At 43.3% G+C, this 18074-nt stretch carries 20 protein-coding genes; 11 read left to right on the forward strand and 9 right to left on the reverse strand.

All coding sequences use genetic code 11. The features are described 5' to 3' along the window. Window positions 1-96 precede the first annotated feature (96 nt). Window positions 97-1713 (reverse strand): CTP synthase, encoded by a 1617-nt coding sequence (locus HMPREF1551_RS08050; protein ID WP_021628599.1) that lies wholly within the window; start codon window positions 1711-1713, stop codon window positions 97-99. Between the two features lie 242 nt (window positions 1714-1955). Between HMPREF1551_RS08050 and HMPREF1551_RS08055 the strand changes: the two genes are divergently transcribed. The 8 genes from HMPREF1551_RS08055 to HMPREF1551_RS08090 all read left to right on the forward strand — a co-directional run bounded on the left by HMPREF1551_RS08055 (window position 1956) and on the right by HMPREF1551_RS08090 (window position 7833). Continuing rightward, window positions 1956-2312, forward strand: a complete 357-nt coding sequence (locus HMPREF1551_RS08055) for an SPOR domain-containing protein (protein WP_021628600.1) — start codon at window positions 1956-1958, stop codon at window positions 2310-2312. Between the two features lie 102 nt (window positions 2313-2414). Beyond that, on the forward strand, window positions 2415-3077 hold the full coding sequence (locus HMPREF1551_RS08060) for a phosphatidylserine decarboxylase family protein (RefSeq protein WP_021628601.1): 663 nt from the start codon (window positions 2415-2417) through the stop codon (window positions 3075-3077). Then, a complete protein-coding gene (gene mutY, locus HMPREF1551_RS08065; protein WP_021628602.1) occupies window positions 3077-4153 on the forward strand; it encodes an A/G-specific adenine glycosylase in 1077 nt (358 codons plus the stop codon). The genes HMPREF1551_RS08060 and mutY overlap by 1 nt, the downstream gene beginning before the upstream one ends. 20 nt (window positions 4154-4173) lie before the next feature. Continuing rightward, window positions 4174-4587, forward strand: coding sequence for a single-stranded DNA-binding protein (locus HMPREF1551_RS08070; protein WP_021628603.1), 414 nt, complete (start codon window positions 4174-4176; stop codon window positions 4585-4587). A gap of 49 nt (window positions 4588-4636) precedes the next feature. Further along, window positions 4637-5929 (forward strand): gliding motility-associated protein GldE, encoded by a 1293-nt coding sequence (gene gldE, locus HMPREF1551_RS08075; RefSeq protein WP_051317856.1) that lies wholly within the window; start codon window positions 4637-4639, stop codon window positions 5927-5929. After that, window positions 5926-6477: a gliding motility lipoprotein GldD gene (gldD, locus tag HMPREF1551_RS08080; protein WP_021628605.1), complete on the forward strand. Its 552-nt coding sequence runs from the start codon at window positions 5926-5928 to the stop codon at window positions 6475-6477. Before gldE ends, gldD begins: the two co-directional genes overlap by 4 nt. A gap of 39 nt (window positions 6478-6516) precedes the next feature. Continuing rightward, a complete protein-coding gene (locus tag HMPREF1551_RS08085) occupies window positions 6517-6909 on the forward strand; it encodes a hypothetical protein (RefSeq protein ID WP_231374969.1) in 393 nt (130 codons plus the stop codon). Next, a complete protein-coding gene (locus HMPREF1551_RS08090; RefSeq protein WP_021628607.1) occupies window positions 6910-7833 on the forward strand; it encodes a DUF6427 family protein in 924 nt (307 codons plus the stop codon). Here the strand turns inward: HMPREF1551_RS08090 and rseP are convergent. Beyond that, window positions 7830-9146 carry an RIP metalloprotease RseP gene (gene rseP, locus HMPREF1551_RS08095; RefSeq protein ID WP_021628608.1) on the reverse strand — a complete coding sequence of 439 codons (1317 nt, stop codon included), beginning with the start codon at window positions 9144-9146 and terminating at the stop codon, window positions 7830-7832. The two genes, HMPREF1551_RS08090 and rseP, sit on opposite strands and share 4 nt — an antisense overlap. Window positions 9147-9331: 185 nt before the next feature. Here rseP and HMPREF1551_RS08100 point away from each other — a divergent pair, with 185 nt between their 5' ends. Beyond that, window positions 9332-9985, forward strand: coding sequence for a hypothetical protein (locus tag HMPREF1551_RS08100; RefSeq protein WP_021628609.1), 654 nt, complete (start codon window positions 9332-9334; stop codon window positions 9983-9985). A 96-nt stretch (window positions 9986-10081) separates the two neighbouring features. On the opposite strand, the gene HMPREF1551_RS08105 is transcribed toward HMPREF1551_RS08100, so the two are convergent. The 6 genes from HMPREF1551_RS08105 to tyrS form a co-directional block, all read right to left on the reverse strand. Then, the gene (locus tag HMPREF1551_RS08105; RefSeq protein WP_021628610.1) at window positions 10082-10594 is read right to left on the reverse strand and encodes a DUF4878 domain-containing protein; all 513 of its coding nucleotides are present in this window, start codon (window positions 10592-10594) and stop codon (window positions 10082-10084) included. Between the two features lie 21 nt (window positions 10595-10615). Beyond that, window positions 10616-11815: an acetate/propionate family kinase gene (locus HMPREF1551_RS08110; protein WP_021628611.1), complete on the reverse strand. Its 1200-nt coding sequence runs from the start codon at window positions 11813-11815 to the stop codon at window positions 10616-10618. Between the two features lie 34 nt (window positions 11816-11849). After that, complete coding sequence (locus tag HMPREF1551_RS08115) at window positions 11850-12260, reverse strand: DUF3127 domain-containing protein (protein ID WP_021628612.1); 411 nt, start codon at window positions 12258-12260, stop codon at window positions 11850-11852. 102 nt (window positions 12261-12362) lie between these two features. Continuing rightward, on the reverse strand, window positions 12363-12938 hold the full coding sequence (locus HMPREF1551_RS08120) for a threonine/serine exporter family protein (RefSeq protein WP_021628613.1): 576 nt from the start codon (window positions 12936-12938) through the stop codon (window positions 12363-12365). After that, on the reverse strand, window positions 12925-13698 hold the full coding sequence (locus HMPREF1551_RS08125; RefSeq protein ID WP_021628614.1) for a threonine/serine exporter ThrE family protein: 774 nt from the start codon (window positions 13696-13698) through the stop codon (window positions 12925-12927). Before HMPREF1551_RS08125 ends, HMPREF1551_RS08120 begins: the two co-directional genes overlap by 14 nt. Before the next feature lie 33 nt (window positions 13699-13731). Beyond that, on the reverse strand, window positions 13732-15030 hold the full coding sequence (gene tyrS, locus HMPREF1551_RS08130) for a tyrosine--tRNA ligase (protein WP_034544537.1): 1299 nt from the start codon (window positions 15028-15030) through the stop codon (window positions 13732-13734). A 207-nt stretch (window positions 15031-15237) separates the two neighbouring features. On the opposite strand from tyrS, the gene HMPREF1551_RS08135 reads away from it, so the two are divergent. Together HMPREF1551_RS08135 and pepT are read left to right on the forward strand one after the other, a co-directional pair. Beyond that, window positions 15238-15723, forward strand: coding sequence for a hypothetical protein (locus HMPREF1551_RS08135; RefSeq protein ID WP_021628617.1), 486 nt, complete (start codon window positions 15238-15240; stop codon window positions 15721-15723). An 18-nt stretch (window positions 15724-15741) separates the two neighbouring features. Next, window positions 15742-16980, forward strand: a complete 1239-nt coding sequence (gene pepT, locus HMPREF1551_RS08140; protein WP_021628618.1) for a peptidase T — start codon at window positions 15742-15744, stop codon at window positions 16978-16980. A 122-nt stretch (window positions 16981-17102) separates the two neighbouring features. On the opposite strand, the gene HMPREF1551_RS08145 is transcribed toward pepT, so the two are convergent. Further along, on the reverse strand, window positions 17103-17939 hold the full coding sequence (locus tag HMPREF1551_RS08145; RefSeq protein ID WP_021628619.1) for a flagellar motor protein MotB: 837 nt from the start codon (window positions 17937-17939) through the stop codon (window positions 17103-17105). Window positions 17940-18074: the final 135 nt, after the last annotated feature.

An 18074-nucleotide genomic window follows, 5' to 3' on the forward strand; every position in this document is an offset into this window, starting at 1 on the left:
TCTGTTGATTTGATTAGGGTATTAATATAGGGCAAAGATACAAATTTTTAACAACATAAGCTATCTTTTGCCTTAGAATATTTGAGCTTTTTTGAATTATTTTTTGAGTTTGTAATCTAAGGCCGCTTTTACGAAGGCCACAAATAGCGGATGGGGCTTGGCTACGGTACTTTTGTATTCGGGATGGTACTGAACCCCGACGAACCAAGGGTGGGAAGGAAGCTCGATGACCTCCACTAAGCCTGTTTTGGGATTGACCCCAGAGCAGCACAAGCCAGATTCTTCGAGAGGCTTGCGATATTCGCTATTGAACTCATAGCGGTGTCTGTGCCTTTCAGAGATATGTGCTTGCTGATATACCTCATAGATTCGGGAACCTTCCTTCAGGTCGCAATCCCAAGCACCCAAGCGCATGGTACCTCCTTTTTGGGTAACATGCTTTTGTTCTTCCATTATATCAATGACCTTATATAGGGAGTTGGGACTTATTTCAGCGGTATTGGCATTCTCAAAGCCAACTACATGGCGTGCGAACTCAATAACGGCCATCTGCATACCAAGACAGATACCTAAGAAGGGGATTTGGTGTTCACGGACATACTGTATAGCCTTGATTTTTCCCTCGATACCACGTTCGCCAAAGCCAGGGGCAACTAGTACGCCATCCAATCCACTGAGTTTCTCTTCTACATTGGTCTCATCCAAGTATTCGGAATGGATCATTACGACTTCTACTTTGACCTCGTTCTCGGCACCTGCATGGATAAAGGCCTCTAAGATAGATTTGTAAGCATCAGGCAGTTCCACATATTTGCCCACTAGGCCTATGCGTATGCGTTGTTTAGGATTTTTGTGTCTTTGTAGGAAGTCGTTCCACTTGGTCAAATCAGGAGCCTTGGCATCGGAGAGGGCTAATTTCTTAAGTACCACCTTGTCAAGTCCTTCCAGGAGCATCAGGTTAGGCACATCATAGATGGTAGGCACATCGATGGACTGTATGACGGCCTCCTTCTTTACATTGCAGAAGAGGGCGAGCTTTTGCCTAAGGTCATCCGGAAGGTCGCGGTCGGTACGGCATACAAGTACATCGGCCTTGAGCCCACTTTCCATAAGCGCCTTTACACTGTGTTGGGTAGGCTTGGTCTTTAGCTCACCGGCTGCGGCCAAATAGGGGACTAAGGTAAGGTGAATGACAATTGCATTGTTCTCTCCCAGTTCCCATTGGAGTTGTCTTACAGCTTCTATATAAGGGAGGGATTCTATATCCCCTACAGTACCTCCGATTTCAGTGATAACAATATCGTACAGGCCACTTTTCCCAAGGAGCTGGATACGGTCTTTGATTTCGTTGGTGATGTGGGGGATTACTTGAACCGTTTTGCCAAGGAATTCCCCTCGGCGTTCTTTCTCTATCACACTTTGGTAGATACGCCCGGTGGTCACATTGTTGGCCTGCGAGGTGCAGACATTCAAAAAGCGCTCGTAATGACCTAAGTCAAGGTCTGTCTCGGCGCCATCTTCAGTGACGTAGCACTCCCCATGTTCGTAAGGGTTGAGGGTTCCTGGATCTATATTGATATAAGGGTCTAACTTCTGAATGGTAACCCTATAGTCCCTGGCTTGCAATAGTTTAGCCAATGAAGCGGCAATAATTCCTTTCCCTAAAGAAGAGGTAACACCACCTGTTACAAATATATATTTAGTATTATCCATGAGCTTTGTAAAGATAGGGCAAAAGTAAGGATATTTTCTCAATAAACCAAACCATCTGGAGTTTTTAGTTTTTTAGTTTTTGATACGGCTTAATAGTCTCTCCCCATAAAAATGAGCAGGGAGCACCTCAAGAGATAAGCTCCTATGAAACATGAAGGTGTAGGGAGGTGGAAAAAAATAGAAAAAAGTAAAGTGAGTGTTTGAGAAAAAAGTTGTATATTTGCCCCTAAATATCTAAGCTAATGAAAAAGACCCGTTTTGTAGCTATTTTTGGCCTACTCCTATGGGGGCATATTGCCTTTGGGCAGCAGCTAAAAATCAATCAAAGCCAGCAGATCAAAGACCTCATGGAGGTAAAGAAGGAATTTAGCCAACAGGAGAAGACCTATCAGATTCAGATATATAATGGTATGATCTCTGAGGCCAATGAGGAGATCAAGCGTGCCTCGGGCAGGTTCTCCTATCCTTGTTTTTTGGCCTTTGAGACCCCTAATTACAAGGTGCGCATGGGCTTGTTCCGTACTCGCTTAGAAGCGGAAAAAGCATTGACGAAAGTGAAAGCCGCCTATCCGGCAGCCTTCGTGATAGCACCTTATTAGAGTGAATAGTGAAAAGTGATGAGTGAATAGTGATAGACTGTGAATTAACTATTGACAATTGATAATTAACCATTGACAATTAACCATTAACCATTAAAAAAGATGTTTTACAAAGCACATAAAGAAGGCGCTAAGATTATTTTGGTCAGTACCATAGTAACGGCCTTACTTTTTATTCTTATAGACCAGTTGGTAAGTAATATAGAATGGCTAAGGATTGCCCTTATGCTGGTGGTTTTAGTCTTCTTTGTACTGATATTACAATTTTTCAGAAATCCCAAGCGTATCACCCCTATCAATCCGGAACATGTCATCTCTTCGGTAGATGGGAAAGTAGTCGTGATAGAGGAAGTGGAGGAGCCAGAGTACTTCAAGGATAAGCGCCGTATGATCTCTGTATTCATGTCGCCCCTGAATGTACATGTGACCCGCTATCCTATCAGTGGGCGGGTGGTCTATAGCAAGTACCACCCAGGCAAATACTTAGTAGCCTGGCATCCTAAGGCCTCAGAGGAGAATGAACGCACCACCGTGGTAGTCGAAAATGAGACCTTTGGCAAGGTACTCTACCGACAGATTGCCGGAGCCTTAGCCAAACGCATTGTCAATTATGCCAAAGAGGGCGATGCAGCCCTACAGGGCGCCGATGCAGGCTTTATCAAGTTTGGCTCTCGTGTGGATATTTATCTCCCCCTTTCAGCTAAGGTGAAAGTGACCTTAGGACAGAAGGTAAGAGGAGGTATAGATGTGATAGCAGAAGTATAGTGGAGCAAGAAAATTTCAAAGAGTTTTCCGCCATACTCTGTAGGTGGTATGCAGCACATAAGCGCGACCTCCCATGGCGCGGAGAGAACAACCCTTACTATGTATGGCTCTCGGAGATTATTCTACAACAGACCAGGGTAAGCCAAGGGTTGCCCTACTATCTGAATTTTGTCAAAGCATTTCCTACAGTAGCCGATTTAGCCCATGCGCCAGAGGAAAAGGTACTCAAAACCTGGCAAGGCTTGGGCTATTACTCAAGGGCAAGGAACTTGCAGCATGCCGCACAGTATATTACCAATGAGCTCAAGGGGGTATTTCCAACCACTTATGAAGGCTTGCTTGCTCTTAAGGGAGTAGGCGAATATACCGCCAGTGCCATTGCATCGATTAGCTATAACCAACCTAAGGCAGTAGTCGATGGTAATGTATATAGGGTACTTAGCCGTATCTTTGATATAGAGACCCCCATCAATACCTCCGAAGGAGTGAAGTACTTTAGAAGCTTGGCTTACCAACTCTTGGACAAAGAAAAGCCAGGAGAGTATAACCAAGCTATCATGGAGTTTGGCGCTCTACAGTGTAAGCCGCAGTTGCCAGACTGTCCAAGCTGTGTGATGAATGCAAAATGCTTGGCCTATCACCGAGGGAAGGTGGAAAAGCTACCTGTAAAATTGCCCAAGGTAAAGATACGTCATCGTTATTTTCACTATTGCGTGCAGATAGATCCTAATGGATATTCTCTTTTGAAAAAGCGAGAGCGGAAGGACATTTGGCAGGGGCTTTATGAGTTTCCACTTTGGGAGACCGAGGTTGATATACCTGACTTCGAATGCTCTCTATTGCTTAAGGGACAATTCCCTAAGGCAACCCAAGTGAAAAAATCCCCTAAGACTTTTTTACACAAGCTCACCCATCAGCATTTGCATGTGTCGTTTTGGGAAATATACCTACCCGAACCCATAGAGAATGGGCAGCCTTATGAAGCGCTAAAGGGCTATCCTGTACCGGCAATTATAGAAACCTATATTGATTCAGTCATTGAAGAATGCTTAAATAGAGAATCCGCTGTTTTCTGATCATTAACCACTACTTTAATATGAATGGAACCTTAAATAAAGTAATGCTAATAGGCCGCTTGGGGAGTGATGTGAAGCTCACTTACTTCGAGAAGGATAATTGCATAGGGCAAGTCCCTTTGGCTACCGATGAGTCCTATACCGATAAGGCCACCCAACAAAGGGTAGAGAATACCCAGTGGCATAATATTGTACTATATAACAAGTTGGCCGAGCGAGTAGCCCAATACGCTAAAAAAGGGGACTTACTATATGTAGAGGGGAGATTGCGCACCCGGCAGTACCAAGCCCAGGATGGTACTACGCGTTATGTAACAGAAGTGGTAGCCCTGGATACCAACTTCCTATCCCCCAAGAAAGGGAACCTGCAGGAACCAAGTGCTGTAGCTACAGACACACAGCCCCCTGTAAGTGGTGGTGGTGTCCCCTTCTAAAGTAAAAGGACAAAAAAAAGTCCTTATTGTATAACTAAACATTATAATTTTGGATACAGAATCGTCGATACAGTTATTGACTCCATTTACCTTGGATTTGCTCCTAAGAGCCCTTATATTTATATTTTTATTAGGTTGTTCTGCCCTTATATCAGGGTCAGAGACAGCCTTATTCTCCTTGTCCTCTACCGAGATAGAGGAAGAGGCGGAGAAGGATAGCAGTTCTATCATTGTACAATTGCTCAGAAGGCCTCAGAAGTTATTGGCTACCTTACTTATAGCCAATAATTTGGTTAATATCTCCATTGTTTTGGTCTTCGATCCCTTAGGAGATTTTCTCTTTGAAAACATGAACGAATGGGTACGTGCTATCTTTGAGGTAGGCATCCTTACTTTTGTGATTCTGCTCTGTGGAGAAATTCTCCCTAAGATCTACGCTAATCGGAATAATTTGGCTTTTGCTCGGGGTATAGCTCCTATAATCAAAGTGTTGGATATATGCCTTACACCGGTGAGTGCCATCATGACACTTTTTACCAGTTTTATCAATGACAAGCTCCACAAGCGGTCTTCTATCTCGGTGGGGCAGCTCTCCCAAGCCTTGGAGCTAACCTCTCAGGAGGATACCACACGAGAGGAGCATAAGATACTCAGCGGTATCGTCTCTTTCGGAAATACAGATATACGAGCGGTGATGCACCCCAGGATAGACATTTCGGCCATAGATGATACGATGAGCTATAAGGAGGTATTGGCTTTTATTCAAGAAAATGGATATTCGAGAGTGCCTGTATATCAGGACAATATAGATAATATCACAGGTATCATCTATGCCAAGGACTTACTGCCCTATTTGGATCAACAAGAGTTCGACTGGAGGCGCATCAAGCGAAAGGCCTTCTTTGTCCCAGAGAATAAGAAATTGGATGACTTGCTATCCGAATTCCAACAAAAGAAGATACACCTGGCCATAGTGGTGGATGAATATGGAGGTACCTCCGGGGTAATCACTTTGGAAGATGTCATAGAGGAGATCGTCGGGGAGATCAGTGATGAGTATGACAGTGAGGATACTTTCTATACGAAGCTGGATGAAAACAATTTCCTTTTTGATGGGAAGACCCCTCTGAAGGACTTCTATAGAGTGCTTGCCATAGAGGAAGAAATCCAAGAGAAATTCGAGAAAATACGTGGGGATAGCGAGACTATAGCCGGGTTCCTCCTAGAACTGATAGAGGCTTTTCCAGAGAAGAAGCAAGAAATACCTTTTGAGAACTATCTCTTCACCATAGAGAGTATTGATAAAAAACGTATCAAACAACTAAAAGTAACTATCCGATGATCAGATTTCTTATAGCTTGTTGCCTAATGCTATTGCTAACTGCTTGTGGGGGAGAAATACAGCCTAAGCCTAAGGCCTTTCTGCGCTTGGACTATCCGGAGGCTACCTATGATACTCTTAGGGCGGCGGTGCCTTTCTCTTTTGAAAAGAATACACATGCGAAGGAAAGCCCTCAGGCAGGCTATAACCTCAACTTGGACTATCCTACGATGAAGGCTACTATATATATTACCTATAAACCAGTGGCTGATAATCTGGTGAAGCTACTCAAGGATGCCCAAAACCTCACCTACGAACATACCATCAAGGCGACCAATATCATAGAACAACCCTATATAGATCCCCAACATAAGGTGTATGGGATGTTCTATGAGGTAGATGGCAATGCGGCCTCTCAATCCCAATTCTATATTACCGATAGTACGAACCACTTTCTTACAGGCTCTATCTACTTTAGGGTAAGGCCTAACTATGATTCTATCTATCCGGCAGCCCTGTATCTGAAAAGGGATATCCGCCGTATCATGGAAACCACTCATTGGAAATAAGAGATGTATAGAAAAGCATTATTTATATTAGTCATAGTCATGCAACTATGTAGTTGTCAGCGAGAGCACTATCAGCGGAATCCCTTTTTGCAGGAAGCCAGATTCAGTTATCCGCTGAATATGCACCTGGCAAAGTATATCAAGCTTCGTCATCCGGGGAATGCGGTTTTAGTTGATAATGTAGGGCTTAGGGGAATTGTGGTGGCCAATATAGGCGGACACTATATGGCTTGGGATCGCGCTTGTCCTTCCCAGGCGCTTTCTGATTGTAGCCAAATGACCCTTGAGAGCGATCACCGCTTTATGCTATGCCCTTGTACTGGGGTTAAGTACGATCTGGCCATCGGACTCCCCCTCTCAGGAACTTCTTCCTATCCTATGCTTAACTATCAGGTAGTCAAGCAAGGCGATGTCTTAGTAATATCCAATTAGATGCTTTATAACTTCCTTAATACCCAAAAAAACAGCCACCTCTTTGCGCTCTATGGACTTGGAGCCCTCCAAATGGTACTTTACCGATATTTTATCATAGGGATTCCTATGGATGTGATCCCTCTTGTAGAAACACTTTTGATGTGTTTTTTACTTTTGGTAAATGTCTCCATAGTGAACCTTATTGTTAGGAAAAATCAGCTGAGTGAGGGAAATCTTTTGGTTGTATTTTTTTGGATAGTAGGAGGATTATGCTTTCCGGAGCTCTATAAAGATGCTACGGTTATGATTGCCAGTAGCTGTATGCTCTTTGTAGTCTTTCAGATTATGGAATTATATCATATGGCAGATGGTAGAAAGGCCTTTTTTGATATAGCTGTATTTATTTTCATAGCTTCTTTGTTTTTTCTTCCTTCTTTGTTGGCCTTGATTCTTCTTTGGATACAAATCCTTATTGTTCCAGGAAAGAAATTTCGCAATTTTCTTATCCCGATAGTTGCTTTTGCGATACTTTTTGTTATTCTTTGGGCTATATCTTTGCTTTTTGGATGGCAAAATCAGTTGTTTTCTGCTTTTTATTATGTTCCCAATTTTGATATTACTTTATTCCTACAATACAAATATCTTCCTCTTTTAGGGATGCTTCTTTTGAATGGCATGCTTGCCTCTCGTCGGCTTAGGAAGACCTATAAGCGCTATTATACAGGCTTTTTTATCAGTTTGATTTTGGTAGGGCTCGTAGGAATCGTACTACATGAAGCTAAAAATGCTGTAGGATGGCTTTATTTTAGCTTTCCTACAGCACTTTCAGGGATGATGCTCATAGAAGGAGTGAAGCGGAATTGGCTTCGAGAGGTGCTCCTATGGAGCCTTATAGTTGCTCTTTTGAGTCTGTTTTTGGTAAGTAGGGTTTATCTTCTTTAGTGCCCTGTGATCCAGCGATAGATATCATTCCCATTGGCATAGATCAGCAAGGCTAAGAGGATAAAGAAGCCTGCCATTTGTGCGTATTCCAATACCTTCTCCTTGGGTTTTCTACCTGTAACCATCTCATAAATCAGAAAGACAATATGTCCCCCGTCAAGTGCAGGAATAGGGAGGATATTCATAAAGGCTAAGATAATAGAAATCAAGGCTGTACTTTCCCAAAAGCGTTGCCAATCCCAAGAGGTATCGAACATTTTAGCCATAGAGGCGAAGCCTCCCACTTGGTTAGCACCCTTCTTGGTGAAGATATACTTGAACTGTACCGCATAGTCATGCAACGTCCAATAACCGTAGCTAATTCCTTGAGGGATAGCCCCAAAGAAGGAATAATCCACATGGGTTGTTTTGTTGTCATAGAAGTGGGTACCTATTACACCTAAGATGCCGTTTTCAGGGATGATGGTGAGGTCTTTTAGCTGGGAGCCACGAAGTATCTGTAAGGTATTTTCTCCTTCCTTGAGCAGAGGTTTGAGCTGATCGAAGAAGGCAATTTTCTCACCATTGACCATTACAATAAGGTCACCCTTCTCAAGGCCAGCCTTGGCAGCCGCAGATCCCTCCATTACCTGATCGATTTCAGTGGTACGTCGCTTGATAAAAGGGATGGGAGACCTATCGGAGTGGAAGACCTGCATACCGAGGGTATCGGGTACGGAGAGTGTTTGTATGGAGCCATCGGCCTTCTGTACGGTAATATTCTCAATGGGGCGTACCAAGATCATGCGGTTGATATCGAAAGTGTTGGTAAGTGCTTTTCCATTGACTTTCAGAGGGATATCCCCATCTGAGAAGCCATAGGACTTCATGGTTTCACTCACTTCATAGCCATTGGGTACATCTGAAGGGCGGATTTCATCCTTACCCCATACGGAGAAAATCATGGTGTAGAGGAGTATACCTAATATAAGATTGACCGTAACCCCTCCTATCATGATAATGAGGCGTTGCCAAGCCGGCTTGCTGCGGAACTCCCAAGGCTGAGCGGGCTGAGACATCTGTTCCTTGTCCATACTCTCATCAATCATACCGGCTATTTTTACGTATCCCCCTAAAGGTAACCAACCGATACCATAGACTGTTTCCCCAATCTTTTTCTTGAATAAGGCGAACTTAATATCGAAGAAAAGGAAGAATTTTTCCACCCTTGTCTTGAATAATTTCGCAGGGATAAAATGCCCTAACTCATGGAGTATCACTAAGATAGATAAGCATAGCAGGAGCTGACCCGCGCGAATAAGAAATGCTTCCATTTATATAGTTTTTTAAACTGCAAAAATAGGAATTAATTGGCGAATTAGCAAAATAATTTGACAAGGAGTCAATGAGCTAATAGGAAAATTGACAAATCAATCAAAGTCTCGTTAATTAACAATCGAGCGATAATTATTAACAATTAAACTTTGTATTTTTGCCCCAAATTTTTAAAGTTAATATCATGAAGAAAGTAACATTTGCTTTATTTTTAGCAATAGGTTCTTTTGCCTATGCACAATCAGAGGTTGACACAGTAGTTATAGATACTATAAAACCCGCTCAAGAGATAAGGGCTATTGCACCATTGGATTTGGATGCCTCTAATGAAGAAAGATTGCAACAGGTAAAAGCACAAGCCGATGCTGAAAAGAGAGAATTAGAAGCTAAAAAAGAAGCTGCCAAGCAACAAGAAATCGCTAATAAGTTGGCTGAAAAAGAACTAAAACTCAAAGAAAGACAACAGAAAGAAGCTGAAAGACAACAGAAAGAAGCAGAGAAAAGAGCTAAAGCACAGCAAAAACAAGCTGAAAAAGAGCAAAAGCTCAAAGAAAAACAGCAAAAAGCAGCAGAAAAAGCAGCTAAAGAAGCGCAAAAACGTGCTGAAAAACTACAAAAAGCACAAGATAAGCTTGCTAAGGCAAAAATAAAACTTGAAAAAGCACAAGCTGCTTATGATAAGGAAAACTTGAAGATACAAGAGAAAGTGGCAAGTGGTAAGCTCGATGCTGAAAAAGAATTAAAGCTACGTTCCAAACTATTGAAAAGCAAGTCTAAACTTATCGATGCTCAATCCGATGTGAATGCTTTGGATATAGAAGTACAAAGACTTAAATAGTGGCTAATGACTAGTGACAAGTGACTAATTATTAGAACTAACACCTAAAAAAGGTTGCCTGATGAGGGCAACCTTTTTTAGTTAGTAGTTCTTAGTTTATTTAGCGGCGGGGATACTATCGAGAGCATTGGGAGCGTCATCCGGAGCAAGCTCATCGGGAGCATCCATATCTTCCCCTTCGTGTGTATCATGGTCATGGTCGTGATCATGGTCATGTCCCATACCTTGTTCCTTGGCACCTTGTTCTTTGTTAACAGAGACAAGCCACTTGCCATCTACTTTCTTTAGATCAAGGGAGACTTCCTTTTCGGAATCTTTGGCTTTGTAATAGACCTTTGCTTTGTCTCCGTTTTCTTCTACTTTGGTAATTGTAAAATCATCATCGGAGGCTTTTTCCTTAGCTTTTTTGGTGTCTTCATCCTTGGAGAAACTTTCCATAAGGGAAAGGAGCTTTTGGGTGTCCTCGTCACAATATTTCTTAGCTTCTGTAAAATCAAGTTTGTTGACAGCTTTTAAGAATTTTTCAGCTACAGCTTTAGGGTTGTTACTTGAACAAGAAACCAAGAAAAGCCCAAAGAGAAGCGAAAAGGTTAAAAGAATTTTTCTCATGGTATAAAAGTTAATAGAGGATTAGACAAGAGAGAGGATTTCGCGAGCGATTTGTATTTCCTCATTGGTAGCCACTACAACGATTTTTACTTTGCTATCGGCGGCTTCTATTTCTACGATGTCGCTTGGGTGGTTGAGTTTTTCGTTCTTTTCTTCATCTATTTTGATGCCGAAATATTCCAAACCTTCACATACTGCCTTGCGGATCATCGCAGAGTTTTCACCTACTCCCGCAGTGAAGATAAGCGAATCCACCCCACCAAGTGCCATAATATAAGCACCGATGAATTTTTTGATACGGTAGGCATACATATCCAAGCAGAGTTTTCCTTGAGGGTCGCCTTGGTTGACAAGGGCTTCTAAGTCACGGGCATCGGGGCTACCGATAAGGCCTTTCATACCACTTTCGCTATTGACGATTTTGGAAATCTCCTGAGTAGAGTGTCCTTTTTCACCGAGGAAGAAGATGACTGTACTATCAATATTTCCGGCACGAGTACCCATGATAAGTCCATCGCCAGGGCCGAATCCCATAGAGGTATCTATACAGTGGCCTTCCTCATTGACAGCAGCCATACTTGCCCCATTACCAAGGTGAAGGGTGATATTTCTCATCTTAGGATTGTTAAAGTGGCAGCGAGTACGGGCATCCACATATTTGTGACTGATTCCATGGAAACCATACACACGGATTTTGTCCTCTGTATAGTAGTGGTTAGGGATGGCATAGCGGAAAGCCTTCTCAGGCATCGTTTGGTGGAAAGCGGTATCGAAGATGGTAAAGTGTTCTGTTTCCTTAGGGAATATCTTTTGAGCAGCCTCAATACCTACGATGCTGGCAGGGTTGTGTAGCGGAGCTAGAGGGATCACCTTGCGGAGTTCTTCTACTACATCGGGAGTTACACGCTCAGGATGGGTGAATTTGCCTCCATGTACTACACGGTGACCGATATATTTTACCTCACTGGTGGATTTGATTACCCCAAAGTCCTTATCGGTAAGGTATTCGGCAATCACCTTGAAGGCAGCTTCATGATTGGGGAAATGCATCTCTTTGCTAATCTTATGCTTTTCACCTTTTTCCCAATATTCGTGAGTGATTTTACTTTGTTCAAGGCCAATACGTTCGGCAAGTCCTTTCGCCAGTACAGTTTCGGTATCCATTTCGATCAGTTGGTACTTGAAAGAGGAGCTACCGCCGTTGATAATAAGTACTTTCATTGGTTTTTATATTAATTAATCAGTTGTTATGATATTAGAAAGGGAGTCCATCGCCCTCTAGGTCATCCCCTGCGGGGGTAATAGGCTGAGGGGTGAAGGCACGATCAGGCGCTATAGGAGCAACGGGAGGGGGAGTGGATTGGGCTTGTTGTCCTTGAGGAGCCATTTTTTCCATAGGAGTAACACGCCAGCCGTTTAGAGAATTGAAGTATTTCATCTCACCTTGTGGAGACTGCCATTCTCTTCCTCGGATATTGAAATCAACCTTCACGATTTCTCCTACTTGAAAGGCATTGAGAAGGTCACAGTTGCCTTGAGTAAATTCGATGATGATAGGTTGTGGATATTGTTCTTCTGTAACAATAACAAGCTCCCTCTTTTGGAACCCATTGTTTCCAAAGGTCTGTACAGGAGTAATCAGTTTTATACGTCCTTGTAATTCCATAGATATAATATAATTATGAAAAATCGATTTTAAAAAAAGTAAATATGCGACAAAGGTACTAAAAAAAGTGGAATAAAGAAGGTTTTTGCTCGAAAATATTTATTAAGAGTTATATGCCTGCTGTTTCTTTTTGTCTATACGCTTGCGAATATACTTGATTTTTTTGACAATAAACCTATTCAGGTCTTTGTCCTTAATGGTATAGGTGTTCAATAGGAGTACAGGAGCAATGACACCGAAGGCAAGGCCTAAGGTGGTAAAGCCCGTTTGGAGTCCGAGCTTAATGGTCTCGAAGATAGTAGCTAAGGTCTGGTCATGCTCATGGGTGATGGTTACGATTTTGATCAGTCCCATCATGAATTCGTAGCCAGACTTTCCAGGAATCATATTGATAACCGCAGGGATGGTAAAGACCATAGGAGGGGTATGTACTCTATGGGCAAAATACGTTCCTAAGAAGCCTACCAAGCAAGCTCCAGCAAAAGAGGCAATGACCACTTGGTCAGGGATAAGGAGCTTGATGAGTAGGAACTTAGTACTCCAGCCTACCGCTCCTAAAAGAGCCGTAGCCCATAAGGCACGGCGAGGGGTATTGAATAGAAGGGCGAAGCCCACCGATACCCACATAGACCAAAATATACGTTCGCCCAGCAGGGCTAAAGTATCAAAGAAGCTCATAACCAAAGATAAATAGAGAGAGATAAAAACCAATAGAAATCATAAAGACCAATACCATAGCATAAGCCAACTTGGCCATACCGGACACCACATGACCGGTGAGCATATCTATAAAGCCATTGATAAGAGGAACCCCAGGGATGAGCCACAACACACAGGCTGCTAAGGCATTTTGGTAGGTCTCCACCCCCATGAGTCGAAAAAGATTGACCACACTCACCGAGACGAAAGCCGCCCACGCCCAGCAGATGAAGACATTGAACTTCTTGAGCTGTAGTAGACGTCGCCCTGCTAGCCCCGTTAGGGTAGCCAGAAAAGAGATCCCCAATTCAGCATAGCTATTGTGCTGATCTCCCCCAAAGATATAGGCTAAGGATCCCCCTGCTAAGGCCACAAAGAACCACATGAGATACATATTGTAGTGGGATTTGCGCTTAATATAAGCCACTTCCCGCTCGATGACCTCTATAGGGAGTTTCTTTTCTAAAACACGCCAAGAAAGGATGCTGATATCCGAGATGGCGTTGAAATTCACACCATGATGGGGAATACTCTTAACGATGGTCTCCTTCTCCCGAGTGGTGTTGTGATAGACAGTGATGATGATAGCAGAATAGGAATAGAATACATCACAATGATAATTCAAGGCCTCCGCAATTCGGGTGGTATTTCTTAGTACCCGACGTGTGTTAGCCCCTCCAGTGATGAGGACAAAATTGATTTCGGCCAAAAGTTGTGCTACTCGTTCTATTTCTCTCATGATGATACAGAATTATTTTTATTTATCTGGGTATCACTTATTTATTATAATCAAGAAATAATTTTTCTTACCACGTTGTAGCAGCACAAAGCGGTCATTGAGCAGGTCTTTCTCTTCTATGAGGTAGCCATCGGTCACTTTTTCCTTATTCACTGAAATGGAGTTTTCACCTATGGCACGGCGCGCTTCGGAGTTACTTTTGATAAAGCCTGTCTTAGCAGAAAGGGCACCAATGAGGTCGAGGCCACCCTTGAGGTCGGCCAAGGAAATTTCGGCCTGTGGTACCCCGTCGAACACCTCAAGGAAGGTCTTAGCATCCAGCTTTTTGAGGTCTTCAGAGGTAGAGTTGCCAAAGAGGATTAGGGAGGCTTGCACTGCCTTTTCCCATTCTTCACGGCCATGGACTAAGCAGGTAAGCTCTTCGGCTAATTTACTTTGTAAGGCTCTTAGGTGAGGAGCCTCGGTATGTTGGGCGATGAGGTTTTCTATCTCTTCCTTAGCCAGCATAGTAAAGATTTTGATATAGCGCTGGGCATCCGCATCGGAGGTGTTGATCCAGTACTGATAGAACTTATAGGGAGAGGTCTTTTCAGGGTCGAGCCATACATTACCGCCTTCGGACTTGCCGAACTTGGTGCCATCGGCCTTGGTGATGAGCGGACAAGTGAGGGCATAGGCCTTGCCTGCTACCTTGCGGCGGATTAGCTCCGTACCGGTGGTAATATTACCCCATTGGTCGGAGCCACCCATCTGTAGGGTGACCTCTTTCTCTTGGTAGAGGTGAAGGAAATCATAGCCCTGTAGCAGTTGGTAAGAGAACTCGGTGAAGGACATCCCCTCTGTATTTTCATTGGGGTCGAAGCGTTTTTTTACCGAATCCTTAGCCATCATATAATTCACAGTGATATGCTTCCCAATATCACGGATGAAAGATAGGAAAGAAAAAGACTTCATCCAGTCATAGTTATTAACCAGCTCGGCACGATTGGGAGCAGTGCTTTCAAAATCAAGGAACTTGGCCAATTGTTTTTTGATACCTGCGATATTATGTGCTAAGGCCTCCTCTGTAAGTAGGTTTCTTTCAGCAGACTTTCCGGAGGGGTCGCCTATCATACCGGTAGCCCCCCCTACCAGGGCATAAGGCTTGTGACCACAATTTTGGAAATGGCGGAGCATCATCACTCCTACTAAGTGTCCTATATGTAGAGAGTCCGCCGTAGGGTCTATTCCTACATAAGCGGCTCGGGTTCCTTCTAAGAGGTGTTGTTCAGTTTCAGGCATTATATCCTGGATCATGCCACGCCAGCGCAATTCTTCAATAAAATTCTTCATTTTTATTTTTTTATCGTTTAATGATAGTATGTAGAGGGAATGTTCATTCACCTTCATGTAAGCGGAAAATGAAAATTCGCATTTGCTTTGCAAAAATAAGAAATAAAACTAAGATAGCAATGAAAAAAGTAAGAAAAAAAACACTGAGTTTGTTTGTTGCTCTTAGGATAAATTCGTATTTTTGCGAGGAATAAACACATAATCTGAATGAAAATACTCAAAGCCGCTTTTGCTGCGTTCAGGCCTTCCTTATGGTTATTGCTATGGGTAGGCGGGTGGCTCATGGCTTGCCAGAATACCCCTAAGTCTCCAGAGGAGAAAGCGGAGGCGCCTTCCTCCGCCCTCAAGCAGATGCCGGATCCAGCCCAGCAGGCTCCTAAGGAAGCCCTCACTTCTGAGCAGGTGCTGACCCTGGTGGCAAATTTGCCTATTGCACAGCGCGCCAATAAGCAGATCAATGATTTTACACAGGGGAGGCAAGGGGTCTCTCTCTTGGTAGAAGATTCCTTGACTCGCATGAATGGGCAAGAGTACTATACCGTACGCATAGGCTACAATGGCCAAGATCGCTATGAGACCTATCATATCCTACTGGTTAACAAGCAGGATAAGAAAGACATTCGTATAGAAGATGTCGTGACAGCAGAGATGATTCCCATAGAGCAGTGGGAGAGGGAGCACGCCAATGAATAAACATTTTAATATTAACATATGCAAGAGAAAAAGATTATTGATCGCTTTATCCGTTATGTAAAAGTCGATTCACAGTCTGATCCTGAGAGTACTACTACTCCTAGTACAGAGAAGCAATGGGATATCATTCACCTTTTGGTAGATGAGCTTAAGGAAATAGGACTTTCGGAAGTAGAAGTGGATGAGTATGGCTATATTATGGCTACCCTTCCTTCCAATGTGTCGCATGAGGTGCCTACCATAGGCTTCATTGCTCACTATGATACCTCTCCGGATTTCTCGGGAGCGAATGTAAACCCACAATTTGTCTATAACTATGATGGGGGAGATATAGTATTGAATGAGAAGGAAAACATAGTGTTGTCCTCTACTTATTTTCCTGACTTGAAAAAGTATGTAGGCCAGACGATCATTACCACCGATGGGCTTTCCCTCTTAGGAGCCGATGACAAGGCTGGAGTGGCGGAGATCGTATCGGCGATGGAATACCTTTTGGAACATCCCCAGATACAACATGGAAAGATCCGCATCGCCTTCACCCCTGATGAGGAAATAGGCAAGGGGCCACATAAGTTCGATGTAGCCAAATTCGGCGCTCAGTGGGCTTATACCATGGATGGTAGCCATATAGGAGAGCTGGAGTACGAGAGCTTCAATGCTGCTGGAGCTAAGATACATATCAAAGGAAAAGGGGTACACCCAGGTACCGCCAAGGGGCGTATGATCAACTCCATCCTTATCGCCAACGAACTGATAGGAGCCCTTCCTGAGAATGAGATTCCACAACGTACCGAAGGCCGCGAGGGCTTTTTCCATGTGTTGGGCATCAAGGGAGATGTGGAGGATACCTACATCAACCTGATTATTCGCGACCATGACCGCAAAAAGTTCAATGCTCGCAAGGAGTTACTACATACTGTAGTGAAGGATTTGCAGAAGTTGTACAAGGATGCTGTTTTTGAATTAGAAGTAGAAGACCAATACTACAATATGCGTGAGAAGATAGAACCGGTGATCCATATTGTCGAAATAGCTGAGCAAGCGATGAAGGAAGTAGGGGTAACCCCAGTGATACAGGCTATTCGTGGTGGTACGGATGGCGCACAGCTAAGCTTCAAAGGGTTACCTTGTCCTAATATCTTCGCAGGAGGAGTGAATTTCCATGGGAAGTACGAATACCTACCTGTTCCTAGCTTGTTCAAGGCTATAGATGTGATTGTTAAGATTGCAGAGCTAACAGCGGCTAAGAAGAAGTGAACAGTGAAGAGTGAATAGTGAAGAACTAAAATGAAAAATTGCGCCTTTACAGCTGTAAAGGCGCAATTTTTGATTGTTATAAAATTAGTGTCGATTATTGAGCGTTATGAATTCACGCTTCACTAATTTATTTTCGGATCCTTCATTCCTTGTTCGATCATATTATAGAATTGGTCGAGCTTAGGCAGTACCACGATACGAGTACGTCGGTTGATAGCACGTCCCTCGGGGGTGGCATTGGAGGTAACCGGTACATATTCTCCACGCCCAGCGGCGGTCATACGAGAAGGAGCTACACCAAAGTCGCTTTGGAGGATATTAACCACCGCAGTGGCTCTTAGTACGCTCAAGTCCCAGTTGTTTCGGATACAGTTATTCTTGATAGGCACATTGTCGGTATGTCCTTCTACCATGAACTCGAAATCAGGCTTGTTGTTCACTACCTTAGCCACCTTACCCAGTACCTCACGGGCACGAGGGGTCACATTATAGCTACCACTGCTAAAGAGCATCTTATCGGAGATAGAGACATATACCACTCCCTTATCCACCTGTACGGTGATGTCTTCATCATCTAAGTTGCCCAACACGCCCTTAAGGCTCTGTACCAAAGCCAAGTTGATAGAGTCACGGCGGGTAACGGCATCACGTAGGTTTTTGATAGTGAGGTCTTTCTCTTTGATACTCTCCAAAGAGCGTTCAAGGTTATCGGCTCCTTTTTGGGAGAGCATAGTCATATTGCCCAAGTTGGTCAGTAGGCCATCGTTGTTCTTGCGTAATATCTCATTGTTAGAGCGTAGTAACTCTTTGTCTTTCAAGCAGCTATTGAGCTTGATGGTGGCAGTATTGAGTAAGTCTTCTGTACTTTTGAGTTGGTCTTGTAAGGCTCGGAATTTCTTGTTGGAAACGCAAGAGGTTAAGGCCAGTCCGCTTAGAAGAATAAGTGCAAAATTTTTCATAAATACAAAATTTTGAATATTTTATTGGGCAAAAGTACGTTTTTTCCCTTAATAATACCCCCTATGAAAAGTTAAATGTCTTCCTTGCTCACTCAAGCGATATTACCTTTTATTTTTCTTTGGTAGTTTGCCAAA

Source organism: Capnocytophaga sp. oral taxon 863 str. F0517, from assembly GCF_000466425.1.
Classification (GTDB): Bacteria; Bacteroidota; Bacteroidia; order Flavobacteriales; family Flavobacteriaceae; genus Capnocytophaga.